Origin of the sequence: Stutzerimonas stutzeri, from assembly GCF_024448895.1 — a bacterium.
Classification (GTDB): Bacteria; Pseudomonadota; Gammaproteobacteria; order Pseudomonadales; family Pseudomonadaceae; genus Stutzerimonas; species Stutzerimonas stutzeri_Q.
The window spans coordinates 1-26,555 of sequence record NZ_JAMOIC010000018.1 but is presented as its reverse complement, the minus strand read 5'-3'; the positions used below and the strand labels follow the sequence as shown (position 1 = coordinate 26,555).

Sequence of the window (26,555 nt, the reverse complement as noted above, 5' to 3'; positions counted from 1 at the left end):
CACAGCTAGCGCAACACAACGTCGAAACACTGGAACGTTCAAGCACTGAAACACGGCGGCGCACGCCACGCACGTGTGCCGCCTATAAAAAAGAAAAACAACACGGGATCAACGACCATGCTCAGCTCCGTTACCGCCTTGAGCGTCAAGCTCATACAGCGTTACCTACCCTCGCCGTTCGTATTTGCCATCATCCTCAGCCTTATCGTGCTCGCTGCAAGCATGCTCGTGACCGGCCAGGGCGTGCCCGCCATGGCCAAGCACTGGGGTTCGGGATTCTGGAATCTTCTGACCTTCGCCATGCAGATGGCACTGATCCTGGTTACCGGCCACGCCCTGGCCAGCGCGCCAGCCATTCACCGGTTACTCGCAGGCCTGGCTCGCACCGCCCGCACGCCGGGGCGCGCCGTGGTCATGGTAACGCTGGTCGCGCTGGCAGGTTCATGGATCAACTGGGGCTTCGGTCTGGTGATCGGCGCGGTGTTCGCCCGCGCACTGGCCCGTGAAGTCAAAGGTGTCGACTATCCGCTGCTGGTCGCTGCGGCGTATTCGGGCTTCCTGATCTGGCACGGTGGATTGTCCGGGTCGATCCCGTTATCGCTGGCCACCGGCGGCGCGGATCTGGAGCGCATGACTGGCGGCGTAGTCACCACCGCCATCGGCGTCGGCGACACGCTGTTCACCACCATGAACCTGACCATCATCGCGCTGCTGGTGATCGGTCTGCCGATCCTTAACTGGGCGATGCATCCGAAGGATCCCAAGGTTGCGGAACCGGCGCTGCTGCTGGACCCGGAACATGAGCCGCTGCCGCGCAATACCTTGGCGCAGCGCATGGACGACAGCCGCATCCTCAACCTGATCATTGTCGCGCTGGGTGTGGTGTATTTCGGCTACTACTTCGCCGAGAACGGTTTCGCCCTGACGCTGAACATCGTCATCGGCCTGTTCCTGTTCATCGGACTGGCGCTGCATGGTTCCCCGGAGCGCTACATGCGCGCGGTGCAGGATGGCATCGGCGGCATTAGCGGGATCGTCATCCAGTTCCCCTTCTACGCCGGCATCATGGGGATGATGGTGGGGGCCAACGCCGACGGGCTGTCGCTGGGCAAACAAGTCACCGACACCTTTGTCGCCTGGTCGTCCGCAGACACCTTCCCGGTACTGGCTTTTCTCAGCGCCGGTCTGGTCAACGTGTTCGTGCCATCCGGTGGCGGTCAGTGGGCAGTGCAAGGCCCGATCATGCTGCCTGCAGGCCAGGCATTGGGCGTGGCGCCGGCGGTTACGGCCATGGCGATCGCCTGGGGTGACGCATGGACCAACATGATCCAGCCGTTCTGGGCATTGCCGATCCTCGGCATCGTCGGCCTCGGTGCACGCGACATCATGGGCTACTGCCTGCTGATGCTGGTGTACTCTGGCATCGTCATTTCTGGCTGTCTGTACTTCTTCGGCTGACGCGGAGTCCGGTAGGGTGGATGTCGCTTTTACATCCACCGTGACACGCTCGTGTGGATCGCCACCGGTGGACCGCCACCCGGTGGATCGATGAAGCGTGATCCACCCTACGTGAGCATGGAGATTGGCGCGGCAGGGTGCTTTCTCTGTTGTGCTTTAGAGGGCCGCGTCTACTGCGAGGACTGTTGAAGCCCGGCACTTTGAACTGGCCTGCGCTAATGGAAAACCCCGCAAACGCGGGGTTTCCTTAAGGCACATTTGAGTGATCGGGCGAGATCAGGCCGCGATCAGATGCGGAACTGACGCACCAGCGCGCCCAGGCGATCACCAACACTGGCGAGATTGCGAGCGGTTTGCGCGCCCTGCTGGGTTTCAACCGCCACGTTTTCCACGGCGTTGGCGATCTGGTGAACACTACGGTTGATCTCTTCGGCAACGGCCGTCTGCTCTTCGGCCGCACTGGCGATCTGAGCGTTCATGCCGTTGATGGTGGCGATCAGGTGAGAAATCGCATCGAGTGATGCGCCGGCCTGGTTGGCCTGCGCACTGCTCGCATCACCGGCCTCGCTGGAGCGACTCATGGCCGCTACAGCCTGCTGGGTGCCAGTCTGCAAGCGGTCGATCATGCCCTGGATTTCCTGGGTGCTCTTCTGAGTACGGCTGGCCAGCGCACGAACTTCGTCCGCCACCACCGCAAATCCACGACCAGCCTCACCGGCACGTGCCGCTTCAATGGCGGCGTTGAGTGCCAGTAGGTTGGTCTGCTCGGCAATCGAGCGGATCACATCCAGCACACCGACGATGGCGCGAACGTCCTGCTGCAGGGAATCCAAGGAGGTGCCGCTGGTGCGGATCTCATCAACCAGGGAGTGGATCTGACGGATGCTGGAGTCCACGACCGCTTTGGCCTGCTGGCCTTCCTTGTCCGTTTGCTGTGCTGCTTCGGCCGCGCCCTGGGCGCTGTGGGCAACTTCCTGTGCGGCGGCAGACATTTCGTTGATCGCGGTGGCTACCTGATCGGTTTCCTGCCGCTGGGTTTCCATTGCTTTTTCGGAGCGCTGCGCCTGGGCGGCCACTTCGGCGACCATGCCGGTGAGCTGGCCAGTCATTTCGGCAACCTGAGTCACCATGGTGTGGATCTTGCCGACAAAGCGGTTGAACGAGCCGGCGAGTTGGCCCAGCTCATCCTTGCCATGCTCTGGCAGCCGATGCGTCAGGTTGCCATCGCCCGCAGCGATTTCGTCCAGCTGATCCTTGATCACCTGAATAGGACGGACGATCGAGTTGCTCACTACGACGCCCGCAATGCCGAGCGCAACGAGCAGTACAGCCGCGATCACCAGGATACTGGTTAGGATCGACTGGACGCGCTCTTCAATATCGGCGCGTACTTCATCAAGTGCCAGCTCGATGCCATCCAGGTTGATTGCTGTGCCGAGCGCCATGTCCCACTTGGGCAGGTAGTAGCTATAGGCGAGCTTGGGCACCTGCACCGTTTCATCGGTGGGCAGCGGTGATGAGTAGTTGACGTAATAGGTGTTGTTCTTGGCGACCGCAACCAACTCGCGGTTGATGTAGACGCCATTGGAATCGCGACGATCGTTCAGGTTGGAGCCGACATCGACCGGGCTTTCGCCGCGAAACAGTCGGACCACGTTGGAGTCGTGGCCGAAGAAGTAGCCGTCCTTTCCGAATTTGATTTTTTTGAGAATGGCGATGGCCTCGGCACGACTCGCCAAGTCACCTTGCGCGGCCTGCTCGTAGAGGTGTGCCACGCTGCTGACGCCGATTTTCATGTAATCCTCGAGGCGGGCACGGCTGTCCTGGATCATCCGCTCGCGGGTTTCAGCAATCTCTTCATCTGCCATCTTGTCCAGAATTTTTGCCACCGCTCCGCTGAGCACCAGCGCGAACAAGGCAACGGGTATCAGTGCCAGCAGCAGCACTTTGAGTTTCAAGGTCATACGCATGGGTGCATCTCGAGTGAGTGGTCGGTACTCAAGGGTCATCGGCTGACCGACCAGATACTTCAGCCGCTAATTTTCGGGAATGACGACCGGTTCGTATTTTGGTTTGGCGCGGCCCTACGGACCCTGAAGCGAGTCCAGACGCCTGGAACGAATCACTTCGTGAAAGATCGTCGTCCGATCTGACCACTCGTCGCAACTCTTTCAAGCCTTCATCACAGACAGGCTCTAGCTCCACCGTTTCGCTTGTTTTAGCAGCCATATCCACTCGTCTGAATGGAGTTAGCTACCCGTTCACGGCAGCAACTTTTTCTCTCAGACTTGAGTCGCAGTTAACAGACAGAGCTAAGCATCCATGCAGTGAAAGGAGTTAGACCTGCTGCGCCGGCGCCTTTCGACGCCGGCGACGATGCAAAATCAGACGGCCCGAACCTGTTGTCAGCCCGCCTTGATGCATTAAGCGACCGCCGTTCCGATTTTCGGGGCAGTGATGGATGTTCAGGGAAGGAAAAGGACGATGCTCTTCAACTCAGTGATCTTCATCGCCGGGTTTCTTCCGGTGGTTCTTCTTGGCTTCGTTCTTCTCGCAGGCACTGGCAGACAACGATACGCAGCGATCTGGCTGACGCTGGCATCGCTGGTCTTCTACGGCTGGTGGAATCCCGCATACGTGCCCTTGCTGGTCGGCAGCATGGTCGCGAACTACCTGATCGGCGGCTATTTGATGCGTCGGCCGTCGCGCCTGCTACTGATCGTTGGCGTCGGCGCTAACGTGGCCTTACTCGGGTATTACAAATACACAGGCTTTCTATTCGATTCGCTTGATAGCGCGTTCGGGCTGGGTTGGTCCGTGGGCGACATCATCCTGCCGCTCGCCATTTCATTCTTTACCTTCCAGCAGATCGCCTACCTGGTCGACGCCCACGATGGCGAGGTGAGTGAGCATGACTTCGTCAACTACTGCCTGTTCATCAGCTTCTTCCCACAGCTGATTGCTGGCCCCATCACCCACCACGGTGAAATGCTCAAGCAGTTCAAGGACGACAGCACCTTTCGCCCGCGAATCGACAACATCGCGCTGGGTATCACTGTGTTCCTGCTGGGGTTGTTCAAGAAGGTCATCATCGCCGACCCGCTGGGCGCCAATGCCTCACCGATCTTCGCAGTTGCAGCCGACGGCACGGTACCGGCGTTATACGACGCCTGGTTCGGCGCCCTCACCTACACGCTGCAAATCTACTTCGACTTCTCCGGCTACAGCGACATGGCCATCGGGCTCGGCCTGATGTTCGGCCTGCGCCTGCCGGTCAACTTCAACAGCCCGTTCAAGGCGCACAACGTCATCGACTACTGGTCACGCTGGCACATGACGCTGACGCGCTTTCTCACCGCGTACATCTATAACCCCATCGTCGTGCGTATCACCCGCTCGCGCATGGCCGCCGGTAAGCCAATGCCCCGTCGCGGCAAGATGAGCCTTGGGACATTCGTGGTGCTGGTTGCTTATCCGACGGTGCTGACCATGTTCATTTCCGGCGTCTGGCATGGCGCGGGTTGGCAGTTCGTGGTGTTCGGCCTGCTGCATGGCTTCTATCTGGTGGTCGCTCACGGGTTTCGCGCTTACAAGGCGCGCCATGGGTTACCGCTGGATAGCGACAAACTGGTGCATCACTGCGGCGCCGTCCTGCTGACCTTTTTCTGCGTGGTCGTGGCGATGGTGTTCTTCCGTGCAGAGAGCGTTACCGCTGCGATGGCGGTGCTGTCCGGCATGGTCGGCCTCAGCGAGCAGACCACCAAGTTCGACAAATCCGACTTCCTCACCATCGCCATGCTGCTGGCGTTCGTCTGGCTGATGCCCAACGTGCAGCAATGGATCACCCGCTTTCGCACTGCGCTGGATGCGAGGCCGCAGGATAGCTGGCTGCTGCGCTGGTTCCCGATCTTCTCGTGGAGCCCGACGCCGGTGATTGGTGTTGCCATAGGCGTGCTGGGGTTCTTTGCGCTGGCCGTGGCGTTCTCCGTGGCGCCAACCGAGTTTCTCTATTTCCAGTTCTGAGCACGTCGGCTCTCATTAAAGGAGTGAACGGCTAATGGATCAGCTTCTCTGGCTAGCTCAACATTCCGACCTCGGTGCTGCCATCGGCGAGGCCAAGCGCGTGGCGGACCCGCTCGTAAGACTTGCCGAAGCCGCACGATTGTCTGGCTTTCGACGGGATTTCACCCAGACCACGCGCCTGGATCGGCTGGCAACTGATGGCCTGCGCGCCATAGCACAGGGGGATACGAGCGTGCCCGGCCTGCGTCCGCTGCGTATCGCCCTGCTCGCTTCGCATACGGTCGACCATCTGGTGCCGGCCATCCGCGTCTCAGGGCTGCAGCGCGGGTTGGCCATCTCAGCGTACGTAGCGCCCTATGGCATGTACCGTCAGGCCTTGTTGATGGAAGACGCCGCCCTCAACGACTTGGGACCGCAGCTGATCGTGATGGCCCTGGACGCACGCGATGCGCCGCTGCAACTACCGCTGGAGGCCACTCAAGAGGAAGTGGATGCCGCCATTGCCGAACGCGTCGATTTACTTCGACTGCTCTGGCGTCGCGCCCGTGAACGTCATGCCGCGCAGGTTGTGCAACAGACCATCGTTCCGGCTGATCCGCCCCTCTTCGGGGCCTACGAGGCGATGGTTCCCGCTGCGCCCTATGCGCTGATCGACCGACTCAACACCACCATTCGCGCTGCAGCCCGCGAAGATGGCGTCTTGCTGATGGATCTTGCCTGGGAAGCCGCACGCGGCAGCTATGGCGATGGCTTGGCTGAGCCCGTGCGCTGGCATCAGGCCAAGCAGCTGGTCAGCCCTAACCTGGCACCTCTTTATGGTGATCAGCTCGCGCGCATCGCCGCGGCCAGTGTCGGCCTATCGCGCAAATGCCTGGTGCTGGATCTGGACAACACGCTGTGGGGCGGCGTCATCGGCGACGACGGCATTGACGGCATCCACCTCGGCCAGGGCTCGCCAAGCGGCGAAGCCTTTCTTGCCTTTCAACGTTATGCGGCAATGCTGGCCCGTCGGGGGATCATCCTGGCGGTGTGCAGCAAGAATGACCTGAGCGTTGCCGAGGCGGCTTTTGAACACCCTGAAATGGCGCTCAAGCGCAGCGATATCGCAGCCTTCGTCGCCAACTGGGAAGACAAGGCCGGCAACCTGCGGCGCATCGCCTCGATGCTGGACATCGGCCTGGACAGCCTGGTGTTCGTCGATGACAACCCGGCCGAGCGTGACATCGTGCGTCGCGAGTTACCTGAAGTCGCAGTGCCGGAATTGCCGGATGACGTGGCCGACTACCCTGCCCGCGTCGCCGCGGCGGGCTATTTCGAGGCCGTCTCTTTTACTTCGGACGACGCCACCCGCGGCCGTAACTACGCGTTGAACGCCGAACGCAAGGCCGCCATGGGTCAGGCCACTGACATGGAAGGCTATTTGCGCGGGCTGGAAATGGTGATGACCGCTTTGCCCATCGGCGCCGCCGAACTTGCCCGCTGCACTCAGCTGATTAACAAAACCAATCAGTTCAACCTCACCACGCGCCGCTACAGCGAGGCTGAAGTCGAACGCCTCGCTGCCGATTCGCGCTCGGTGGCTCTGGCGATCCGCCTGGCTGACAAGTTCGGCGACAACGGCCTGATCAGCGTTGTGCTGGCGCGCCCGGACGCCGCCATCGCCGACGAGGAGTTACTGATCGACAGCTGGCTCATGAGCTGTCGCGTGCTGGGCCGGCAAGTGGAAACCGCGGTGCTCGAAGTGCTCGCCAAGACAGCCATCGCAGCCGGCTACAAGGCACTGATCGGCGAATACCGGCCCACCGAGCGCAACGGCATGGTCGCCGAGCATTTCCCGCAGCTCGGCTTCACCCAGCATCCCGCTCCGGCAGATGCGTTGAGCGAGGCAACCTTCTGGCGCCTGGACCTTACACACGACACCCCTTCCCACCACCACATCGAGGTAAAGGCATGACAGAAGCAGAAGTACTCAAGGCACTCACACCGGTTTTTCACGACGTATTCGACGACGACAGCATCGTGCTCTCGCCGGAACTGACGGCCAACGACATCGACGGCTGGGACAGCCAGACCCACGTCATGCTCACGGTCGCCGCCGAGCAGCGCTTCGGCATCAAGTTCCGCACGGCCGAACTCGAGTCGCTGCGTAACGTCGGTCACTTCGCCCAAGTCATCAACGCCAAACTCGAAGGAAGATAATCATGGTCCATGCCGCCGATTTCCCGAGGGACGGGAGCACCACCGACAGCAGGAAAGACAGCACGGCCAGCGCGCCGGGTAAGGTGCGGTCGCGGTATCTGATCTCCATCTTTGCCGGGCTGATCGGCGCGCTGACTCTGTTCTGCGCCACGCTTTTCGCACTGGACCGGACCGGCAACCTGCCACCTCCGGCGTTCTCCAACAACCTATGCGTGGACGAGAAGCTCAACTTCCTTCGTGACAACCCTATCCAGTCGCCCAACCTCCTGGTGATCGGCTCATCCGTTGCCTGGCGGCACGTGGATAGCCAGATCCTGGCCAATACACTGCCGGAAATCAGGCCTATGAACGGCGCCTTCTGCGGACTGTTCGCCAATCAATCCACCTATGTCGGGCATTGGCTGCTGGACCGATCGCCAAGCATTCGCAGCGTGGTGATGATTGCCGATCCGCAGGATTTCGCCGGGTGCTGGCGAGTGCCCGCCGCGGTGTTCAACCGAGAGCATGTCGACCCTTACGTGTATGAGGGTGAGGCGCGCTGGGGCTATTACATGCGCTACTTCTCGCCCAAATCGCTGGCGCGTAATGCACTGACCGTGAAGGCGCAGCGCGCCGGACAGATCGAATGGGATCCACTGGTGTTCAACCGTTATGGCGACGGTCCACTGGTCACCAACAACACCCGCAAACTGCTGTACGGCCGCCCTGACCCACTGGACCGCAACTGCTTCGCGGCCCTGCGCGAGATGGGCGCGCGCCTGGCACAGGATGGCCGCAAACTGATGGTCGTCTCCACCCCGCTGCATCCGGAATGGAAAGAAAAATACGACCCGGATGGCACCTTCCTCGCCGACTTCGACAAGCGCATCGCCGATGCCCTGAGTACGCATGGTGGCACCTACTGGAACGCAGACAAGGACTGGAGTACGCCGACCCGTTCGTTCGTCGATGCCGTGCACATGCGGTGGTCGGCCGTGCAGGAATTCACCGTCGCCCTGGCCGAGCAGATCAGCAACGCCGCGACCGGCCCGACAGCGCCACTGGGAATTGAGACCGCAGCCGTAGACTGAGCTGCATCGCCAACCTACTGCTACCGGGCGAACAAGTTCGCCCCTACAAAAGCGGGACCGTAGGGGCGAATTTATTCGCCCGCTGTTGCGGTAAAAGAAACACCCCGGGAGGTCAGCGGGCTGCGGAATGAGCTCATGGATGCCGATTGCCCGGATACCACGGCTCACCGTCGAAGGCCGGCCCAAGCGATTCCTACTTAGCGGGCATCACACGCCCGCGGCACTCGCCAAAGCCGATCGAGGCATGCCCTTCCCGTCGGCAACGGGCCTTGAGAATCACCTCGTCGCCGTCCTCCAGAAAGGTGCGCGTTTCGCCGCTGGGCAGTTCGAGCGGCTGCTTGCCGCCCTGTGTGATCTCCAACACGCTGCCCAGGCTGTCTGCGCTACTCCCGGACAAGGTGCCAGAGCCGAACAGATCACCCGGCTGCAAGCTGCAACCATTGACGCTGTGGTGTGTGACCATCTGCGCGACCGTCCAGTACATGTTCCGGGTGCTGCTCAGCGCGATGCGCTGCGGCGGCTGCCCCTTTTCGCGCATCGCCTCAGTCAGCAATAGAACCTCGAGCTCGATATCAAGCGCGCCTTGCTGCTGGTCCTGCTCGTCATAAAGGTATGGCAGCGGCTTAGGATCGCCTTCCGGCCGCGCGGGTTGCGCGCAACGGAACGGCTCCAGTGCTTCCGGCGTCACCACCCAGGGCGAGACGCTGGTGGCGAAGCTCTTGGACAGGAACGGGCCCAGCGGCTGGTATTCCCACGCCTGCAGATCACGGGCGGACCAGTCGTTCAGCAGACAGAAGCCTGCCACGTGACGGCTCGCCTCGCCGATCGGTATCGACTCCCCGCGAGCATTGCCTTCGCCGATCCAGATACCCAATTCCAGCTCATGGTCGAGCCGCTTGCTCGGCCCGAAGGTCGGCTCGCTGGCACCCGGCGGCAAGGTCTGACCATTGGGGCGCTTCACGGTCGCGCCGGATACGTCGATGGTCGACGCCCGTCCGTGATAGCCAATGGGCACGTACTTGTAATTGGGTAGTAAGGGGTTGTCCGGACGGAACAGCTTGCCGACGTTGTTGGCGTGGTGGATGCCAACATAGAAGTCGGTGTAGTCGCCCACCTTGGCCGGCATATGCATCTGGCATCGATCCATGGGTTGCAGCAGTGCCTCACCCATACCCTGCAGACGCTCACGCTGCGCGCCGTCCTCGCTCAGAAGATCCTGCAAGGCCGCGCGCAGTGCCTTGCGAGCCGATGTGCCGAGGGCGAAAAAGGCATTGAGGCAGCTGTCGCTGGCCGCTAGAGCTGCATCCCGTGCTTCGCCGTCGAACAGACCGGCATCGCAGGCAGCGCGCAGATCAAGGATGAAGTCACCAATCGCGACGCCACCGCGCGCCACGTCGCCGTCACGGCTGAACACGCCCAGCGGCAGGTTGGCCAGGGAAAAGTCCGGATGGTCATTGGCCGACTCGACCCAGCTGCGTAGCGTTTGTTGTACGGTCATGTCATTTCCCGTTTTTTATCGAATGTCTTGGTCAGGCCTGCCCAGCAGCTGTCGTAGTCGTTCTGCAGCTGCGGGCTTTCCAGCGCCTGGCGTGTGGGGCGGAGCACCTGGCCGGTTTCAAACATGAAAGCCATGGTGTTCTCGATCTTGTGCGGTTTGAGCTCGGCCTTGATCGCCTGTTCGGTTGAAACATGATCCGGCCCGTGGGCGCTCATGCAGTTGTGCAGCGACGCACCGCCCGGTGAGAAACCGTCGGCCTTGGCATCGTAGGCACCGTCGATCAAGCCCATGAACTCGTTCATCAGATTGCGGTGGAACCACGGCGGCCGGAAGGTGTTTTCCGCCACCATCCAACGCGGCGGGAAGATCACGAAGTCGATATTGGCCATGCCGTGAATGGCGCTTGGCGAAGTCAGTACGGTGAAGATCGAGGGATCCGGATGGTCGAAGCTGACCGTACCGATGGTGTTGAAACGGCGCAGATCATATTTGTAGGGCACGTTGTTGCCGTGCCAGGCGACCACATCCAGCGGCGAGTGGTCCAGCTCGGTCGACCAGAGTTCGCCGAGGAATTTCTGCACCAATACCGCGGGCTCATCGCGCTCTTCGAAGTGTGCGACCGGTGCGAGAAAGTCGCGCGGATTGGCCAAGCCATTGCTGCCGATAGGCCCGAGATCTGGCAGACGCAGCGCGCAACCATGGTTTTCACAGACGTAGCCACGTGCCTTCGCTTCCAGCAGTTCCACGCGAAAGCGCATGCCACGCGGAATCACCGCGATCTCTAGGGGCAGTACCTCAAGCACGCCCAGTTCGGTGACAAGTCTCAGCCCACCTTGCTGCGGCACGATCAGCATTTCGCCGTCAGCATTGAAGAACACCCGCTCCATCGACCTGTTCGCGACATAACGGTAGATGCTCGCACCCGCCGGCTGGCCGGGCTCGGCGTTGGCCGTTACACACTTGAGCCCGTCGATGAAATCGGTCGCCGTCTGCGGAATTGGCTCTGGATTCCAGCGCAATCGATTGGGCGTGATGGGCCCCAGTTCGCTGCCGAGCTGCTGGGCCAAACGCTCATACCGGCCGTGACTGGCCGAGGGCCGGATGCGGTACATCCAGGTACGCCTCGCTTCGCTGCGCGACACGGTAAAGGCCGTGCCGGAAAGCAGTTCTGTATAGAGCCCATAGGGTACTTTTTGCGGTGAGTTCTGGCCGACCGGCAGCGCACCGGGCAGGGCCTCGCTGCTGAATTCATTGCCGAAGCCGGATTGGTAGCGAGAGGTTGCGCGGGTTTGTTCTTGTGGTTGCATGGCCGTCTCTCATTTAGCGTAATGCGTTTACGCAAAAAGTAATTTGAACTCACCGGGAGGTCAAGCTATAAACAGCGCCTTCTAGGGCAGGCAACGAACTCATGGCAGACAGCAACACGGAAGCAGCGCCTCGGCGGCAGAAGGTCCAGGCGGCGGAAGTCGGCACGGATATCCTCACGGCATTGGCCGAATTGGCGCCGGCTACTTCGCTGTCGCGCCTGGCTGAACACGTTGGCATGCCGGCCAGCAAGGTTCACCGTTATCTGCAGGCACTGATGGCCAGCGGCTTTGCCGAACAGGACCCGCTGACCAATCACTACGGGCTGGGCCGCGCGGCTTTGTTCGTAGGTCTGGCCGCGCTGGGCCGGCTGGATGTCGTCAAACTGGCCGCCCCGCATCTGGCGCAACTGCGCGACGAGTTCAACGAGACCTGCTTTCTCGCGGTATGGGGTAACCGTGGCCCCGCCGTCGTGCATGTCGAACAGGCGGTTCGCGCCGTTACGCTGGTCACCCAGATGGGCTCGGTGCTGCCTTTGCTGGGCTCGTCCACCGGCCTGGTGTTCAACGCCTTCATGCCAAACGCAGAAACCGCACAGTTGCGTGAAGACGAGTTGAAGCTGCCGTCAGCGCCCTCCTCCGATGCCTTGCTGGCGATGATGAACAAGCTACAGCGCACCCACGTCCAGTCCGTTCACGGCCTGCTGATGGCCGGCGTCAATGCTCTCTCTGCGCCTTTGTTCAGCGGCGGTCATAAGCTGGCTGGCGTCATCACCATTGTCGGCGCCGAACCGGGTTTTATGGCCGAAGCGAATGGCAATGCGGCGAAGCGACTGCTGGAAACTGCGCGCAAGATCAGCGCGCGGATGGGCGCCTGAACCACGCAGGCGCCGGACAAGTGACGGACCAGCAGGGCTGCGTCAAAGATGCAAATTGACGAGAGGCCGACAGGCGACTAGCGTTCGTCTGACTTTTTCCGACCCGGAGGCATCATGGATATCCAAGTCCGACCGCTTACGTCATTCGAAGGAAGCACCTGGGAAGTTCGCATGGACCGAAACAAGGTCACGTTTCGCAGTGAGTCCGAGGCGCGTGCTTTCGTTCAGCTACTGGAGTCGCGCTTGTCAGCGCCTCATCACCTGCCCGATCTCGCAATCGACCATCAGCTCAGCAGCCGCGCAGGCTGACGCGATTATTCAGGGTTGCCGACACCAGACGCCGGCAACCCTGCCATCCTCCCGCCCCATTCAGATACGCAGCGCCACACCCAGCCTCAGCTCACGTCCCGGCTCGTAGCTTCCGCGGACCCCTTCATAGTCCGGAATACTTTCGAAGTCTTCGTTGCTGGCATGGTCCAGGTACTGTTTGTCGAACAGGTTCTTCAGCGTCACATTCAATACAAGCCGGTCATCACTCAACGCGGACCACTGGGCATATAGGTCGTGGACGCCGTAACCGGGCTTGTCGATTGAGCCGACGCCTGTACGCAGCGAGTCGACCGCAGTGACGAAGCGGCCCTGCCAGCCAAATGTAAGCCGGTCGCTGGCGCGGTAATCGGCAAAGCCGGTCCAGGTGTCGCCCAGTGTTGTGCCCAGTCCGTTGTGCTCGTAGACGTTCAGCTCGTCACCGTCCAGCTCGACATCGTTATGGTGGTAGCTGAGTCCGACGCTCAGACGCTGCCAGTGGTAGGCGCTCTGCAACAGCACGCCCTGGGTTTTCAGGGTTCCGCCGTTCACATAGAGGTTGGGGCGATCGCTCGGATCATAGATGGCGTCCCGCACGCGCGTGTCATAGACCCTGCCGGACAATTCCAGGCCATCCAGGCGGTACTCGAAGCCCACTTCATTGGTGCGCGCCTTTTCCGCGTCCAGATCAGGATCATTGCCAGCGGCATCGAGCTTGAACGCATCACGCACCTGCACACCGCGTAGCGCCTGCGCATGTCCGGCAAGCAGCGCAAGTTGCGGCGTCAGTTGATAGCGCAGATTCACGTTAGGGCTGAAGCCCGAATCCGAGAAGTCCTGGCCGTCGCGATCGTCGAGACGGTATCGGTCATACCGAAGGCCCATGCCCACCAGCAACTTGCTCGTCAGCTGATAACTGTCCTGCACATAGAAGCCCAGGACGCTGCCGTCTTCCTGATCGAGGTTGCGGTCACCAGCCGGGCCAAGCAGGGTTTGGTCGTCTCGGTAGTCGACACCATAAGTCAGGCGATGGGCGCCAAGCTCACTGGTGTTGCGAACATCCAGCCCGGCGCTGGTGGTGTCGCCGATGTAGAGGCCATAGCGACCGTCCTGCTGCAGCTCGGTGGAGGTGTGATAGGTGGTCACCTCCAGATCGATCAGACCGTTGTCGAGCGGGTTCCAGCCATAGTTGGCGGCCCAGGTTTCACGTTCGGTTTCCAGAGGGAAAAGCGGATTGAACCCGCTCGGAATCCACTGCGGGCGCTGGCTGCGTTCGCCTTCGTCGGTCCGCTTCTCGTAGGACAGGCGCAACGTCTGCTCATCGGTCAGGCGACCGACCAGCTTGGTGAAGCCCAGTTTCTGTCGAGCGCCGGTGCCGAGAACGTCCCGTCCGCTGCCGTCCTCGTAGTCGTTCTGGTCCTGATAGGTAGCCACCGCCATGGCCGACCATGCGTCATTGAAGCGGCCGAACAGGCTCGTGCTGGTCTTGTAGCCCTCGGCGTTGCTGAAATAGCCGCCCTTGATCAGCGCCCCCACACGCTCACCCGCACGCAGCAGGTCGTCCGGATCCTTGGTGACGAATCGCACCGATCCACCCAGCGCGCCAGGGCCTGCCGTCGCATCGCCCGTACCGGCCTGAACCTCAGCCCGCTTGAGCAGCTCCGGCTCGACACCGATTCGGCCGGTGTGGTGGAAGGTCTGTCCTGGCTGGTTGGCACCATCGATGGTGATATTGAGCAGCGTGTCTTCGAGCCCGCGCAGATAAAGCTTTTGTGCGACACCGGGACCGCCGCCTACTGACACTTCCGGACTGGACTCGAACACATCCTGCAGATCGGCAGCTTGGTAGTGCTGCAGCTGTTCGGCTTCAACGCTGTCGCCCTGCACATAACGAGCAGTGACTTCACTGCCACTCAACTCCAGCGGCTCCGTTGTTTGCGCATGGCTGGGCATAGCGGTCAACAACGCGGCAAATGAAAGCGAACCGAGAAGGGGCAGAGGGATGGGACATTGGCGCATGAGAACCTCGAGCTTTAATACGAACGTTTCGTATTCGTGATTCTCGCCTGTCGCTGCTCCCAGCATGTATCACTTTTACAACTGTTACGTTGTCGTGTCGGCAAGCGGCAACCAGATGGCCATGCACAGTCCGCCGTCCTCGTGATTGCGTGCCGCCAGTTGCCCGCCGATGGCGAGAATCTGCCGCTGCGCCAACGCCAAGCCGAGGCCGAATCCTCGTCGCTGGTCACTGAGACGTTCGAACGGCTGGAATATGCGTTCAAGCCACTGCTCGGGCACGCCCGGGCCCTGATCAATGACGTCCAGCCTATAGCGCTGCGCCTCTTGCTGGAGGGCAATCCGGACCCGACCGCCCGGTGGCGTGTGGTCGAGCGCGTTACGCACGATGTTTTCGATGGCCTGGCCCAACGCACGATGGCAACTGTTGACCAGCTCTGCCTCGTCGGGGAGCTGCGTGTCGATGTGGCGATCCGCATACTCGAAGCGGGCATCATCGAGGATGCTGTCCAGCAGATCGGTCAGATCCAGCGTCTCGTCGCGCAACCTGGGCCGCTCAGTCTCGAGCCAGCTCAGCGTGAGGGCATCCTCGACCAGCCGCCGCATGGCCGCGCAATCCTGCCGAATGCGAGGCAGCAAACTCTCTGCCGCGACGCCCTGCTCGGCCAAATCGACGGCCATCTCGATGCGTGCCAGCGGCGTGCGCAATTCATGGGACATCTCGGCCAGGCGCTGACGTTGATCGATGATCAGCCCGCCGATGCGCTCGGCCATCGCATCGAAGGTTTCGGCGACCGCTGCCAACTCATCGCGCCGTGACCCCAGCAGCGCGCCGGCGCGGGCGTCATAGTCGCCCTCGCTGAACTGGCGGGTCGCCTGCTCCAGACGCCGCAACGGTTGCATCAGATGGCGATAGAGCAACAGACAACCGATCACCAGCAACACCAGGGGCAGCACGAGTTCAAGCAGCAAGCGCGCCGGATACCAATAGTGCCCGGGCCGCATGCGCTGCGGCAGCTGGATCAGCAGGTGCCGCTGCCCATCGGCGAACGGTACGTCCATGATCGGGTTCTCCTGGAAATAGAGGTGGATCTTCCAGGACGGATCACGACCCAAGGTGAACTCGCGAAGGAAGCGCTCGGACAACTGGCTACCGGCGAGCGTGCGCAGCTCAGGCTCGACGACTGCCGCCCAGGTCTGCTCCTCTTGTTGCAACCGTTCCAGCCACTGCTGCAGGCCCTGTTCGTCTCCGGCACGGTAAAACGCCTCGGCCTGGACGCCGTAGTCGTGCAAGGTTCGCTGGTGTTCGGCATCGATGAAGCTCATCTGCTCCTCTGCCTGACCGCTCAAACGCGCGATGACCCAGAACAGCGCGACGCTGCCGAGCGCGACACCAAGGCAGAGTTTCCAGAACAATCGCCGGTTCATTGAAAGCTGTAACCGCGACCATGCAGCGTTTGCAGTCGGTCGGCAGCGAGGCCGGCGTCTGCCAACCGGCGTCGAATACGGCTGATGTGCATGTCCAGGCTACGGTCGTAGCCGCTGTGCTCGCGCTCGAAAACCACACGGTAGAGATAGGGTTTGCTCAGCACTTCGCCCCGTTGCAGCAGCAACTGCCAGAGCAAGCGGAACTGCAAGGGCGTCAGTGCCAGGTCACGGTCACCGACGCGCGCATGCAACCGGCGCCGGTCCAGCACCAAGGTGTCGACCTCCAGCGACGAGGGCTGCGTTGGCCGGGTCTCCGCGCTGCGGGTGCGGCGCAGGATGGCGTCGATGCGCAACTGCAACTCCGTCAGGTTGAAGGGCTTGGCCAGGTAATCGTCGGCGCCATGGCGCAATCCGCGGATACGCTCCTCTTCCGCGCCGCAAGCAGTGAGCATGATCACCGGCGTCTGCTGCTGTTCTCGCAGGCGGCGCAAAACGGAAAAACCATTGAGGTCCGGCAGCATCACATCGAGCAACACCAGATCCGGCGCGTCGGCCAGCGCCATGGCCAGGCCGCTCTCGCCCAGCAGGCTCAACCGCACCGCATAGCCTTGCAGGCGCAGCAACTCGCCCAGCTGTGCACTCAAAACCTGATCGTCTTCAATGATCAATACTTCGGCCAGGCACGCACCCATCACCACTCCCTGTCGGGTGAGCTACACCCATCGCTAGAAGATAACAATTCTCATATAGCTTAAGCCACGAACGACTAGCAATGGTTTTTCCATGAAGAAGCAGCTCGTATCGGCAGGATTCGACTGGATGGATGCCCGCAACGTCATTGCCGACATACCAGAACTGAAAATGTAAGAGGCGCGCGCTGCAGTGGGGCGCGCCCCGGTTTCAGCTTTCCTGCACCGGAGTCGATTGCCGCAACGTCCGAATCAGCAGGCTGTATAAGCTGTCGACCGCCTTCGAGCCATGCGATGCACGGCTTCGGTAAACAGCGACTTCCATGGGCTCCAGCGGGCCCAGCCCTTGCTCGCCACCAAGAATCTGTAGATGCGGCGGCGCGCTGCACTGTGTCAGCACCGCAACGGCCAGCCCACTTTCCACGGCCGCAATCTGCCCCGCGAGGCTTGAACTGTTGTAGACCACCTTGTACCGGCGGCCTTGTAAAGCCAGCGACCTGATGGCGCCGCGCTTGGCGAGGCTGGCATCTTCATAAACCGCGATGGGCAGCGGGTCCCGACGCCAGACCTGAAACTGAGCCGACCCTACCCAGACCATTGGTTCGTGAAACAGCAGCGTCCCATGCCCCGGTTGGTCACGGGAGACCAGCGCGAGATCCAGTTCGCCCCGTTTCACTCGGGGAATCAATGAAGTGGATTGCTCGCAGTCCAGCTCGATCTCGACAGCACCATGCTGAGGCGCGAAACGCTTCAACACCGGTGTCAGGTACTTCGCTGCATAGTCGTCGGGCACGCCCAGGCGAATCCGCCCAGCCAGCTCCTCGCCATGAAAGGCAGCCAGGGTTTCGGCATGCAGATCGAGCATCCGACGCGCGTAACCCAGCAACTGTTGCCCTTCAGGCGTCAACTGGTGATGCCGCGGCCCGCGCACGAGCAACCGGCAACCCAGTGCGCTTTCCAGCTTTCTGAGCTGCATGCTGACCGCAGACTGGGAGCGGTTCACCTCCGGAGCCGCACCGGTCAGCGAACCGGCATCGACCACCGCGACGAAGCATTTCAGCCAGTCGATCTGCAAATCTTGGAAGGTCATCTCAGCGCTCACATCAGATAATCGAATGGCACACTTCGGGATTATGCGTTTTGCTCGGGGCATATCGGGGATCATAGTTCTAGCTGAGCGGAGCGCCAGGACGCTTCGGGCCACTGGTTCGACGCGGCTCAAACGCTCATTCGACATTATCAAGAGGTTAGCCAGAGGGCTGAAATGACTGACAGCAATGCGAACCTGCACGAATTCACTCGCCAGGATGTGTGGCGCGGCTTCATGCAGCTGGTGCCGATTTCCATATTCGTGATTGCCTTCGGTGCCGCGTTCGGACTGGCCGCAACACAAACCGGCCTTGGCGAACCTCTCTCCATGATCATGAGCACGCTGGTGTTCGCCGGTGCCTCGCAGTTCGCGGCGCTTGATCTCTGGGGCACGCGAATTCCAGTGGTGCCGTTAGCCATCACCGTTTTCGCCATCAATGCCAGACACCTGCTCATGGGCGCCTCGCTCTATCCCTGGCTGCGACACCTTTCGCCCGCCAGGCGCTACGGGGTGATGATCGTTGCCTCGGATGCCAACTGGGCGATGGCGCTGCAAGCCTTCAACCGTGGCCAGCCGGGCTTCGGCCTGTTGCTCGGTGGCGGGCTCGCACTTTGGTCGTTCTGGGTGCTCGGCAGCTGGCTGGGGCTGCACTTCGGCGGCGCGATCAGTGATCCGAAAGCCTTTGGACTGGACATGGTGATGGGCTGCTTTCTGCTAGCGATGGCAGTAGGCGGCAACAAGAACCTGCGCATTCTCATTATCTGGACAGTAGCCGCGGGCGCAGCGCTGCTGGCCTATTGGTACTTGCCGGAGAACAGCCATGTGGTCGTCGGGGCCCTTGCTGGTGGCGTGCTGGGAGCCGTGTGGACGGAGAAGCAAAGATGAGCGTTGAGACAGCCGGTTTCGGCTCCCTGATCATCGTGCTGATCATGGCCGTCGTGACGCTGGCGACCCGCTGGGGCGGCGTATTCGTAATGTCTTTCGTGCCTATCAGCTTCAGGGTGCAACAGTTCATCAGCGCGATGTCCGGATCGGTACTGGTGGCGATCCTCACGCCGCTGGCAATCGAGGGTGATATCAGCGCGCGCCTGGCGCTGTTGACCACCGCAATCATCATGCTGGCGCTAAAGAAACCCTTGCCGGCAATCGCAGGCGGGATTCTGGTCGCTGCGCTGGTCCGGCAGTTCTAGCTTCGATTCGACGCGTCACTGCTGTTCTAAAAAGGGACGTTCGGCATCCCTTCTTTATAACGATTGAAATTAGAGCCCAGCACCGCGCCGGGCTCATTTGCCTCCGAGCTTCAAGGCAGTGGATTACCCAGACCCGGCTCGTTCGGGTCGATTTGATTGCCAGGCTTTTCGGATGGCTCGGTGCCGGTGCCAGCGCCCGGCTGAACGTCCGGGTTATCAGTTATGAAGTCAGGCTCAGGCGAGTGGCTGGGGTTCTGGTCTTGCCCGGGCACTGGCTGTTGGTCGTGGGGTCTGTCGAGCGGATCGATACTCATGGATCACCTCCGATGGGGCCGGAAATGGCCCTTTAGCTTCGAGGCAGCTCCTCTGAATTAGTGCTGTCCGCATGTCGCAAGAGCGCCAATCCAAGCTCGGCAGAAGTGTGCGGCGATAGCGCACCTCCCCTTTGTTCCGCCATTCGTCTCCACACATCCGGGCGCTGATCGTCTCTCGCCGACGTGCCTCATCATCTACGCTGAATTTGTCCAAACCGCTCACCGCGATTGGTGGCTTTAGCCATTGTTGCAGTGTGCCGCCGACGCCAATATCCGAAGCAACCCAATAACAAGAAAGCCAGGAGCCAGCCATGCGCGACTACGCCACTGCGGCCAGTGAGTTCGATTACGACCAGACCGTCTCTGCCATTCTCTCCGGCGATCTATCCGCCATGAATGCCTGTGTCGAATGCTGCGATCGTTACGCCCATACGGACAAGGTGGCGCTCATCTGGGAAGGCCGCGATGGCCAGCGGGCAACCTGGACTTTCGCACAACTCAAGGAAGCCGCCTCGCGCTTCGCCAACCTTCTCGATAACCATGGCATCAAGCCCGGCGACACGGTTGCCGGACTGCTGCCGCGCACACCGGAATTGCTGATCACCATCCTCGGCACCTGGCGGGTCGGCGCGATCTATCAGCCGCTGTTCACGGCCTTCGGGCCCAAGGCGGTCGAGCACCGGATCAAGGAATCCGGCGCGAGATTAGTCGTCACCGACAGCGCCAACAGCGAAAAGCTCGACACCATCGAAGCCGCTCCGCGCAGGCTGGTGGTAGGTGATGGCGCCGATGATTTCTGGACGCAGGTGAACCGCAAGTCGCCCGACTTCACCCCTGTCCTGCTGGACGGCGAGGCACCTTTTCTTGCCATGTTCACATCTGGCACCACAGGCCCCGCCAAACAGCTGCATGTACCCCTCAAGGCCATCGTCGCCTTCGTTACCTATATGCGGGACGCGGTGGACCTGAAGCCCGAGGACAACTTCTGGAACATCGCAGATCCTGGTTGGGCATACGGCTTGTACTACGCCGTCACCGGCCCGCTCGCCATGGGCCACAGCACGCTGTTCTACGAGGGTGGATTCACGGTGGACAGCACCTGCCGCATCGTCAGCGAATACAACATCACCAACATGGCCGGATCGCCCACGGCATTCCGCCTGTTGCTGGCCGCGCGCGACGAGGTGGAGAGCAAAATCAAGGGACACCTGCGCGCAGTGAGCAGCGCCGGTGAGCCGCTTACTCCAGAGGTCATCCGCTGGTTCGCCTCAGGCCTCGACTGCAAGATTCACGACCACTACGGCCAGACCGAGCTTGGCATGGTGCTTTGCAATCATCACGCGCTGAGCCATGCGGTCAATATCGGCACGGCCGGTTACGCCATGCCGGGTCATCGGGTCGTGGTGCTCGATGACCAGCAGCGCGAGCTTGGGCCCGGCGAGCCAGGAATGCTCGCGCTCGATCGTAACCAGTCACCGTTGCTCTGGTTCAACGGATACGCCGGCACCCGAACCAAGGCCTTCGTCAGTCACTATTACCTGAGCGGCGACACCGTCGAACTCAATGACGACGGCAGCATCAGCTTTGTCGGGCGCTCCGATGACGTGATCACTACATCCGGCTACCGCGTCGGCCCCTTCGACGTGGAGAGCGCGCTGGTCGAACACCCGGCCGTCATTGAAGCAGCCGTCATCGGCAAACCCGACCCCGAGCGCACCGAACTGGTGAAAGCATTCGTCGTGCTGCATGCCAGCCATCAGGGCGACGCGAGCCTTGCCGAGCAGCTGCAACTGCATGTACGCCAGCGTCTCTCGGCGCATGCCTACCCGCGGGAAATCGAATTCGTCAGCGAGCTTCCCAAAACGCCGAGTGGCAAGATCCAGCGATTCCTACTGCGCGACCAGGAGAAGAACGCACAGCAGCAGTCAACCGCAGCCGCGAGCTGACGGCACGCGCGCCCGGGGCCCAACCGTGATGGGCCTCGTCAGCCAGCCAGACACTTGCCTGTTTGCCCGGCTAGCCATCGCAAGCAGCCCGCGTCGCAGGGCTGCCGCACTGCTCTGGCTCCAACCGCTCCGCATCCATTCCTAGCGACGGAACAGAGAACTGGAACGAAACCGACGCACCCCGGCGGCTCAAGGACCACCATGATCGTCACCACTGAAGACCGCTATCTACCAACCGTACACGGCGACGTATTCTCGCGTCGCTGGCGCCTTGCCCGCGCGCCGAAGACACCCATCATCCTCATGCATGATTCGCTCGGTTGCGTCGAACTCTGGCGTGACTTCCCAGAGCGGCTTGCGGTGGCCACCGGACGCGATGTAATTGCCTATGACCGCCTCGGCTTCGGTCGATCCGCGCCGCATCCTGGCGGTTGGTCAAACAGCTTCATTCGTGACGAAGCCCTGCACTACTTTCCGCCCGTACGGGACGCTCTCGACGTCGAACACTTCATTGCGCTCGGCCACAGCGTCGGCGGCATCATGGCTGCCAGTCTCGCCGCGCATCACGCTAGCAACTGCCGCGCACTGATCACCCTCGCCGCCCTCGCCTTCGTCGAAGACCGCACCATTCAAGGCATTCGTCAGACCCAAGCCGCATTCGCCGACCCCGGTCAGCTGGAACGGCTACGCAAATATCACGGCGACAAGGCCGAATGGATTCTCTGGGCCTGGATCGACACCTGGCTCTCAGAGAGCTACGCGCAATGGAGGATCGAAGACAGCGCCCCCGGCTTCGCCTGCCCGTTACTGGCGATACACGGCACGGATGACGAATACGGATCGGTCGCCCACCCGAAACGGGTCGCCAGACTGGGACGCGGTATGGTGCAAACACTGCTGCTCGATAACTGCAAACACGTGCCTCACCGGGAGCGGCCGGAGGTTGTCGTCGAGACAATTGAGCAGTTCCTACAACAACTTGATGCTTGAAGGTCCTGCAGCTATTAGATGATCCGGTAGCTGATGAACAAAAGACTCTGCAGATCGGCCGGGCAACGCTATCGGGTTTACGTTCGACATGGACGATGGCAGTGTCAGGCGCCGCTGCCTTGGCTGAGATGCGGCCAGCGCGACCGGTAGCTCGCCCCTTTCTCAGAAAAGAGCTCAGCGTAAGGCGTCAGCGGGTTTGGCGAGAGCTGACCCGCGTATACGCCATGCAGGCCGAACGGCGCATAGCACTCATCCGGCCGAACGCCGACGCATGTTTCCAGAACCAAAAAGCGCTTGATTCCCTCTTCAGAAGAAGCAAGCGCTGGGTAGGGTCGTCCAAAGTGCTGTGGATACCAAAGATGAACGCGGGCCTGATTTACGACCTCGACATCAATTCCGAGATCAGCCAGTACGGCATCGACCTTCGCTTGCGCCAATTGCTCGCTTCGCGAGCTCAAGTCATCGTCATCAAAGTAAAAGATGTCGTAGTCCTTGATACCGGCGCTAGGTGAGCGGCCTAACTGGAGATTCCAAACCGTCTGAAACAAGCAGCCGGCGACAAGCCAAGCGTTTGGTAAATCAATCTGATCCCAACGCGAAAGAATGGCTGCGTTGGCTGGGTTTAGCGAAACATCACTCAAGAAGTTCGAAACCATAATGCCTACATTGGGTTGACGCACGATCAAAATCCGCCACTAACAAGCGAAGCGAGCGTCTAGGATTTTATGATGAGATGCCATTAAGCATAGGAACTAAACCGACTGGATAAACATTGACCTTGCCATTATCGATAGTCTCCAAATCATACCAGCGTGCTACAAACACATGACCATCGCTTTCAACACCCGATACAGACGCTTTTGCGTAGAAACCATCATCTATAAAATCCGCCTCGTATACGAATACAATCTCATGGCCTTCCCTACCGTTGTAAGTGAACAGGTTTTCGATAACGCCAAGCAATTTCAACTGATGGATGTCAGCACCTAGTTCTTCCTTGACTTCTCTCTTAGCAGCATCTGCCGATTTCTCCCCAAAGTCCACACCACCACCGACAGGTGATAAATACTTTTCATCCTTGGCTGGATCAAAGCACTCCGCGAGAAGGACTTTACCTTGATGACGAAATACGCAGACAGACTTGGCTCTTATATGGCTCATTAATTCACACTTTGGATTGACAAAATAGTTACTTTAATGCACTTCTAGCTCAGGGCATTTAAAGCACAGATTGATATCACAACGCCTGACAAACCAGGCACCATACTAACTGCAATAATCTTTGTGCCATTGGGAAATTAGATCTAGCTCCGCGGGGGCCATTAGCTCCCCAGGGATAAAATAAGCAGCACTACTGGATACGTAAAACAACAAAAATGCACTGGTCATTTCAACACGAACCACTTTACCCCAGTCAATACTAACATCGACCCCGTCTCCAAAATTTCGAATGCCGCGCTCTGTTAGCTCGTATTTTTGAAGTTGATTAGCAGATGGGTTGCTAGCGATACTGCGCTTTATGCTTATAAACTGAAATAACGGGAGCACTATAAAAGTATAAATGAAAAGCCCTGAGGCACCGCCCCATATCGCAGGGGAAAGTCTGGTATTGGTAAGCGCCGTTATGGCGATAGCGATGAGAGGAAGCACTAAAGACATCATCACCATGATCTTTACGGGCCAAGTCCTATTGACAACTGCCCGATGGGCCTTGAAAAACAATTTTACAGATGGCTCAAAGCTCTTTTCGATCATGGTGTCCTCATGATTTGGGCGGGGTTTGATAGGCGCGCGGAAAAGATGTCTGATTTATCGGGCTAAGCCGCCCGGCGAATGATCAGCCAGCCGAGCACCCAACCAGCCAAGCCACCGCCTATGATTCCGCCAAAGACGTGAGTGCTGCTGAAGTAGGCGATCGCAGCTCCGATGCAGGAGCCGGCAAGTGCGACCCTAGCTATCCTGCGGTTGCGCGCAACTTTCGCAGCTCTAACAGCGCGCTTGCGACGAATATCATCTTGAGCACTAAGCCCAGGCTCCAAAATGGCCTGAGCAATGAAATCTGCTTGTTCCTTCTGCATGAATGGCGGTCTCCTGGTCTCATGGCCTAGCGTTCGGCTGAGGGGCGTGCTAGCCCGTGCCAACTGGCGCTGCGAACTTCTATAGGCCCCTGTACAGATATGGGCCAAGGTCAGCAATCGCCAACTCAGCTGAAACACCCAACGTGACTGTGATTCCTGAGTTTTGCAAAAGCCTGATCCCCTCTCCGTTGTTTCTGGGGTGGGGATCAATGAGAGCTACATATATGGCGGAGATTCACGCTGACATGAGCGCTTTTGCACAGGATGGTGTGCGCCCGTGAAATGAGCAGGGTTCCAATGTGACAAATGCTGAGACCTCAGCAAAGCTGCCCTTTACTTGGCTCAGGGCCATAGCCTGTGCATGCTTACCACCGGGTTCATTGGTGTGCCCTCTGGCAATGACTCTTCCAGCATTGACTAGCACGCAGCCAACCGGGGGATTTGGAAGGCAGTTCGGCAGCGCTTTTCTACCTTCTACGATGGCCTCCAGCATGAATTCTTCGATTTCAATTTGATTCATACAGAACCTCCAACGCCATGTAACTTTAAAGTACCTGAAGGGCTTTAGCCCGTCCCAAGTGAGCGAAGCGAACGAGCTTAAACCTCAAGTTAGGGCGCAACCCTCACGACTGCCAAAGCTGAACTGCAACGAAGGCTGCGTTTACCGTTGCAAGCCCAAGTATGACTCATGGCATGGGTGCGCATTGTCTTCGTTAGTTGCAGCATCCGAGTACTTTCTTTCGCCATTTGGCGGCGAGCAATCTCCTCACGATAAAAACTAGTTCCGACAACTGTATTCGCTGCGGCCGCGTCGTAGCGAGCGATGAGCTCATTATCGGTAAGCGCATCCAGCTCTTTATATTTAGGAATATAACCCACTAAACCTCCTTAGAGGTCGAACGCAAAGTTCAGGGGCGTGCGAAGCACGCCCAACTGCAACGCAATGTTAGGCCGTTAGCCATAGTCCTAAGAGGCTGAATAGTCATTCAAAGCGTAAAGTTCAAGGTAACCGCATTCAGAGCACCTGAACGCGCCAATAGGGATCTGCGAGGTAGAACTACGTATTGGCCCTAGCCAAAATGATTTCTCGGGTGGCCCATCATGCCAGTGCGATAACTGAACACCCTGACCAATGTCGGGAATAAACCCCTGTTCCATACTGCCATCGCACTTCGCACACTTCCGTTTTTCCATATGTTTTAACATCCTTTCGCAGTGCCTAACGATTAAGCTACGGGGCGGGCTTTAGCCCGTCCCAGTGAGCGAAGCAAACGATTTGAGCGCCTTGTTAGCTATTGCTTGAACGCTAGAGAAACTTTATGCGGAATTATATAAGTGCCATCCAGCATGTGCTCAATAATTTGAATGGCAAGTGATAGTAGTTGATGGTCGTGCTTCTTTACTTCATGAGCTGCATCGTTACCAATACCCTGAGCTAGTGCAGGGTTTCAACTCTCTCCTTTGTAACAATGGATTTTTCCTGAAGGGAATTTATTTTATGGTAAAGGTCTTTGCCTTCGGCATTAAGGTCTTTGCATATCGTTTCAATCAAAGCTCTAACACCAATGCCTGCCAATATATTTTGTTCGTGCTCAATCGCGAAGATTGTTTCTTGATAAATTTCTTGAACATTTGAAGGCAGTAGGTAGCTATCAATAGCTTTCAATCCTGCCGATCGTCCAGGATAAAATTTTACCGTTTCGTTGTAATGTAGCTCATGGCTTTCATAGTCATGCTCATAGTCTTCAGAATTTGTTGACTCAACCCTGAAAGAGACTGCCTCACAGCCTTGACACTGAATAATTTGATTGATTTCAACCCAGTCAACGCTTGCCACCACCACAGTCTTGCGATCCTCTTTCCTTGTAAGCCGCAACTATACTATGAGTGGTTTCCTTACTGCACTCTCTGCAAATAAATTTATGTTTGCCAGGGATATTATTCTCTAACATAAATGTCTTTTCTATGTTGTTCATATCGAACCCTGGCAAGAATAGCTAACGTTTGGTTAAGGGGCCGGCTTTAGCCGGTGCCAGAGAGCGCAGCGAACAATTTGAAGGCTGTAATGGACTCTCCCT

The 26,555-nt window shown here is 59.4% G+C and carries 26 protein-coding genes; 11 read left to right on the top strand and 15 right to left on the bottom strand.

Annotated elements, in window-relative coordinates; all coding sequences use genetic code 11:
* Window positions 1-117: 117 nt before the first annotated feature.
* Window positions 118-1,458 carry a short-chain fatty acid transporter gene (locus NA619_RS18815; RefSeq protein WP_255963335.1) on the top strand — a complete coding sequence of 447 codons (1,341 nt, stop codon included), beginning with the start codon at window positions 118-120 and terminating at the stop codon, window positions 1,456-1,458.
* A 287-nt stretch (window positions 1,459-1,745) separates the two neighbouring features.
* Here NA619_RS18815 and NA619_RS18810 read toward each other — a convergent pair whose 3' ends face one another.
* A complete protein-coding gene (locus tag NA619_RS18810; protein ID WP_255963334.1) occupies window positions 1,746-3,428 on the bottom strand; it encodes a methyl-accepting chemotaxis protein in 1,683 nt (560 codons plus the stop codon).
* Between the two features lie 514 nt (window positions 3,429-3,942).
* Here NA619_RS18810 and NA619_RS18805 point away from each other — a divergent pair.
* From NA619_RS18805 to NA619_RS18790, 4 genes are read left to right on the top strand one after another with little or no spacing between them, the layout of a single operon-like run.
* Window positions 3,943-5,481, top strand: a complete 1,539-nt coding sequence (locus NA619_RS18805) for an MBOAT family O-acyltransferase (RefSeq protein ID WP_255963333.1) — start codon at window positions 3,943-3,945, stop codon at window positions 5,479-5,481.
* A gap of 34 nt (window positions 5,482-5,515) precedes the next feature.
* Window positions 5,516-7,435, top strand: coding sequence for an HAD-IIIC family phosphatase (locus NA619_RS18800; RefSeq protein ID WP_255963332.1), 1,920 nt, complete (start codon window positions 5,516-5,518; stop codon window positions 7,433-7,435).
* Window positions 7,432-7,680, top strand: a complete 249-nt coding sequence (locus NA619_RS18795; RefSeq protein ID WP_255963331.1) for an acyl carrier protein — start codon at window positions 7,432-7,434, stop codon at window positions 7,678-7,680. Before NA619_RS18800 ends, NA619_RS18795 begins: the two co-directional genes overlap by 4 nt.
* A gap of 2 nt (window positions 7,681-7,682) precedes the next feature.
* The gene (locus NA619_RS18790) at window positions 7,683-8,750 is read left to right on the top strand and encodes a hypothetical protein (RefSeq protein WP_255963330.1); all 1,068 of its coding nucleotides are present in this window, start codon (window positions 7,683-7,685) and stop codon (window positions 8,748-8,750) included.
* 193 nt (window positions 8,751-8,943) lie between these two features.
* Here NA619_RS18790 and fahA read toward each other — a convergent pair whose 3' ends face one another.
* Both fahA and hmgA read right to left on the bottom strand, forming a co-directional pair.
* Window positions 8,944-10,248, bottom strand: coding sequence for a fumarylacetoacetase (gene fahA / locus NA619_RS18785; RefSeq protein WP_255963329.1), 1,305 nt, complete (start codon window positions 10,246-10,248; stop codon window positions 8,944-8,946).
* On the bottom strand, window positions 10,245-11,555 hold the full coding sequence (gene hmgA, locus NA619_RS18780) for a homogentisate 1,2-dioxygenase (protein ID WP_255963328.1): 1,311 nt from the start codon (window positions 11,553-11,555) through the stop codon (window positions 10,245-10,247). Before hmgA ends, fahA begins: the two co-directional genes overlap by 4 nt.
* A 101-nt stretch (window positions 11,556-11,656) precedes the next feature.
* Between hmgA and NA619_RS18775 the strand changes: the two genes are divergently transcribed.
* Together NA619_RS18775 and NA619_RS18770 are read left to right on the top strand one after the other, a co-directional pair.
* Window positions 11,657-12,430 (top strand): IclR family transcriptional regulator, encoded by a 774-nt coding sequence (locus NA619_RS18775; protein WP_255963327.1) that lies wholly within the window; start codon window positions 11,657-11,659, stop codon window positions 12,428-12,430.
* 114 nt (window positions 12,431-12,544) lie between these two features.
* Window positions 12,545-12,739, top strand: coding sequence for a hypothetical protein (locus tag NA619_RS18770; RefSeq protein ID WP_255963326.1), 195 nt, complete (start codon window positions 12,545-12,547; stop codon window positions 12,737-12,739).
* Between the two features lie 60 nt (window positions 12,740-12,799).
* Here the strand turns inward: NA619_RS18770 and NA619_RS18765 are convergent, their stop codons facing one another.
* The 4 genes from NA619_RS18765 to NA619_RS18750 form a co-directional block, all read right to left on the bottom strand.
* Window positions 12,800-14,755 (bottom strand): TonB-dependent receptor domain-containing protein, encoded by a 1,956-nt coding sequence (locus NA619_RS18765; protein WP_255963325.1) that lies wholly within the window; start codon window positions 14,753-14,755, stop codon window positions 12,800-12,802.
* Between the two features lie 84 nt (window positions 14,756-14,839).
* Window positions 14,840-16,168: a sensor histidine kinase gene (locus NA619_RS18760; RefSeq protein ID WP_255963324.1), complete on the bottom strand. Its 1,329-nt coding sequence runs from the start codon at window positions 16,166-16,168 to the stop codon at window positions 14,840-14,842.
* An 8-nt stretch (window positions 16,169-16,176) separates the two neighbouring features.
* Complete coding sequence (locus tag NA619_RS18755) at window positions 16,177-16,872, bottom strand: response regulator transcription factor (protein ID WP_255963323.1); 696 nt, start codon at window positions 16,870-16,872, stop codon at window positions 16,177-16,179.
* 208 nt (window positions 16,873-17,080) lie between these two features.
* A complete protein-coding gene (locus NA619_RS18750) occupies window positions 17,081-17,959 on the bottom strand; it encodes a LysR family transcriptional regulator (RefSeq protein WP_255963322.1) in 879 nt (292 codons plus the stop codon).
* 174 nt (window positions 17,960-18,133) lie between these two features.
* Here NA619_RS18750 and NA619_RS18745 point away from each other — a divergent pair, with 174 nt between their 5' ends.
* Window positions 18,134-18,844 carry an AzlC family ABC transporter permease gene (locus NA619_RS18745; RefSeq protein WP_255963321.1) on the top strand — a complete coding sequence of 237 codons (711 nt, stop codon included), beginning with the start codon at window positions 18,134-18,136 and terminating at the stop codon, window positions 18,842-18,844.
* A complete protein-coding gene (locus NA619_RS18740; RefSeq protein ID WP_255963319.1) occupies window positions 18,841-19,149 on the top strand; it encodes an AzlD family protein in 309 nt (102 codons plus the stop codon). The genes NA619_RS18745 and NA619_RS18740 overlap by 4 nt, the downstream gene beginning before the upstream one ends.
* Window positions 19,150-19,259: 110 nt before the next feature.
* Here the strand turns inward: NA619_RS18740 and NA619_RS18735 are convergent, their stop codons facing one another.
* Window positions 19,260-19,463, bottom strand: a complete 204-nt coding sequence (locus NA619_RS18735) for a hypothetical protein (protein WP_255963318.1) — start codon at window positions 19,461-19,463, stop codon at window positions 19,260-19,262.
* A gap of 311 nt (window positions 19,464-19,774) precedes the next feature.
* On the opposite strand from NA619_RS18735, the gene NA619_RS18730 reads away from it, so the two are divergent.
* Together NA619_RS18730 and NA619_RS18725 are read left to right on the top strand one after the other, a co-directional pair.
* The gene (locus tag NA619_RS18730; RefSeq protein WP_255963317.1) at window positions 19,775-21,409 is read left to right on the top strand and encodes an AMP-binding protein; all 1,635 of its coding nucleotides are present in this window, start codon (window positions 19,775-19,777) and stop codon (window positions 21,407-21,409) included.
* Window positions 21,410-21,610: 201 nt separating this feature from the next.
* The gene (locus tag NA619_RS18725; RefSeq protein WP_255963316.1) at window positions 21,611-22,399 is read left to right on the top strand and encodes an alpha/beta fold hydrolase; all 789 of its coding nucleotides are present in this window, start codon (window positions 21,611-21,613) and stop codon (window positions 22,397-22,399) included.
* Between the two features lie 104 nt (window positions 22,400-22,503).
* On the opposite strand, the gene NA619_RS18720 is transcribed toward NA619_RS18725, so the two are convergent.
* The 7 genes from NA619_RS18720 to NA619_RS25150 form a co-directional block, all read right to left on the bottom strand.
* The gene (locus NA619_RS18720) at window positions 22,504-23,079 is read right to left on the bottom strand and encodes a nucleotidyltransferase family protein (RefSeq protein ID WP_255963315.1); all 576 of its coding nucleotides are present in this window, start codon (window positions 23,077-23,079) and stop codon (window positions 22,504-22,506) included.
* A gap of 43 nt (window positions 23,080-23,122) precedes the next feature.
* A complete protein-coding gene (locus tag NA619_RS18715) occupies window positions 23,123-23,560 on the bottom strand; it encodes an NUDIX hydrolase (RefSeq protein ID WP_255963314.1) in 438 nt (145 codons plus the stop codon).
* A 105-nt stretch (window positions 23,561-23,665) separates the two neighbouring features.
* On the bottom strand, window positions 23,666-24,154 hold the full coding sequence (locus NA619_RS18710) for a YcxB family protein (protein WP_255963313.1): 489 nt from the start codon (window positions 24,152-24,154) through the stop codon (window positions 23,666-23,668).
* Window positions 24,155-24,216: 62 nt separating this feature from the next.
* Complete coding sequence (locus NA619_RS18705; protein ID WP_255963311.1) at window positions 24,217-24,477, bottom strand: hypothetical protein; 261 nt, start codon at window positions 24,475-24,477, stop codon at window positions 24,217-24,219.
* Between the two features lie 235 nt (window positions 24,478-24,712).
* Complete coding sequence (locus NA619_RS18700) at window positions 24,713-24,997, bottom strand: hypothetical protein (protein WP_255963310.1); 285 nt, start codon at window positions 24,995-24,997, stop codon at window positions 24,713-24,715.
* An 89-nt stretch (window positions 24,998-25,086) separates the two neighbouring features.
* Window positions 25,087-25,356 (bottom strand): hypothetical protein, encoded by a 270-nt coding sequence (locus NA619_RS18695; protein ID WP_255963309.1) that lies wholly within the window; start codon window positions 25,354-25,356, stop codon window positions 25,087-25,089.
* A 556-nt stretch (window positions 25,357-25,912) separates the two neighbouring features.
* Complete coding sequence (locus NA619_RS25150; RefSeq protein ID WP_255963308.1) at window positions 25,913-26,314, bottom strand: DUF4145 domain-containing protein; 402 nt, start codon at window positions 26,312-26,314, stop codon at window positions 25,913-25,915.
* Between the last annotated feature and the right edge of the window lie 241 nt (window positions 26,315-26,555).

Excerpts from the sequence above, each read along its gene's own strand:
- NA619_RS18815 (WP_255963335.1), top strand. The coding sequence starts at position 118 with ATGCTCAGCTCCGTTACCGCCTTGAGCGTCAAGCTCATACAGCGTTAC.
- NA619_RS18810 (WP_255963334.1), bottom strand. The coding sequence starts at position 3,428 with ATGCGTATGACCTTGAAACTCAAAGTGCTGCTGCTGGCACTGATACCC.
- NA619_RS18805 (WP_255963333.1), top strand. The coding sequence starts at position 3,943 with ATGCTCTTCAACTCAGTGATCTTCATCGCCGGGTTTCTTCCGGTGGTT.
- NA619_RS18800 (WP_255963332.1), top strand. The coding sequence starts at position 5,516 with ATGGATCAGCTTCTCTGGCTAGCTCAACATTCCGACCTCGGTGCTGCC.
- NA619_RS18795 (WP_255963331.1), top strand. The coding sequence starts at position 7,432 with ATGACAGAAGCAGAAGTACTCAAGGCACTCACACCGGTTTTTCACGAC.
- NA619_RS18790 (WP_255963330.1), top strand. The coding sequence starts at position 7,683 with ATGGTCCATGCCGCCGATTTCCCGAGGGACGGGAGCACCACCGACAGC.
- fahA (WP_255963329.1), bottom strand. The coding sequence starts at position 10,248 with ATGACCGTACAACAAACGCTACGCAGCTGGGTCGAGTCGGCCAATGAC.
- hmgA (WP_255963328.1), bottom strand. The coding sequence starts at position 11,555 with ATGCAACCACAAGAACAAACCCGCGCAACCTCTCGCTACCAATCCGGC.
- NA619_RS18775 (WP_255963327.1), top strand. The coding sequence starts at position 11,657 with ATGGCAGACAGCAACACGGAAGCAGCGCCTCGGCGGCAGAAGGTCCAG.
- NA619_RS18770 (WP_255963326.1), top strand. The coding sequence starts at position 12,545 with ATGGATATCCAAGTCCGACCGCTTACGTCATTCGAAGGAAGCACCTGG.
- NA619_RS18765 (WP_255963325.1), bottom strand. The coding sequence starts at position 14,755 with ATGCGCCAATGTCCCATCCCTCTGCCCCTTCTCGGTTCGCTTTCATTT.
- NA619_RS18755 (WP_255963323.1), bottom strand. The coding sequence starts at position 16,872 with ATGGGTGCGTGCCTGGCCGAAGTATTGATCATTGAAGACGATCAGGTT.
- NA619_RS18750 (WP_255963322.1), bottom strand. The coding sequence starts at position 17,959 with ATGACCTTCCAAGATTTGCAGATCGACTGGCTGAAATGCTTCGTCGCG.
- NA619_RS18745 (WP_255963321.1), top strand. The coding sequence starts at position 18,134 with ATGACTGACAGCAATGCGAACCTGCACGAATTCACTCGCCAGGATGTG.
- NA619_RS18740 (WP_255963319.1), top strand. The coding sequence starts at position 18,841 with ATGAGCGTTGAGACAGCCGGTTTCGGCTCCCTGATCATCGTGCTGATC.
- NA619_RS18735 (WP_255963318.1), bottom strand. The coding sequence starts at position 19,463 with ATGAGTATCGATCCGCTCGACAGACCCCACGACCAACAGCCAGTGCCC.
- NA619_RS18730 (WP_255963317.1), top strand. The coding sequence starts at position 19,775 with ATGCGCGACTACGCCACTGCGGCCAGTGAGTTCGATTACGACCAGACC.
- NA619_RS18725 (WP_255963316.1), top strand. The coding sequence starts at position 21,611 with ATGATCGTCACCACTGAAGACCGCTATCTACCAACCGTACACGGCGAC.
- NA619_RS18715 (WP_255963314.1), bottom strand. The coding sequence starts at position 23,560 with ATGAGCCATATAAGAGCCAAGTCTGTCTGCGTATTTCGTCATCAAGGT.
- NA619_RS18710 (WP_255963313.1), bottom strand. The coding sequence starts at position 24,154 with ATGATCGAAAAGAGCTTTGAGCCATCTGTAAAATTGTTTTTCAAGGCC.
- NA619_RS18705 (WP_255963311.1), bottom strand. The coding sequence starts at position 24,477 with ATGCAGAAGGAACAAGCAGATTTCATTGCTCAGGCCATTTTGGAGCCT.
- NA619_RS18700 (WP_255963310.1), bottom strand. The coding sequence starts at position 24,997 with ATGAATCAAATTGAAATCGAAGAATTCATGCTGGAGGCCATCGTAGAA.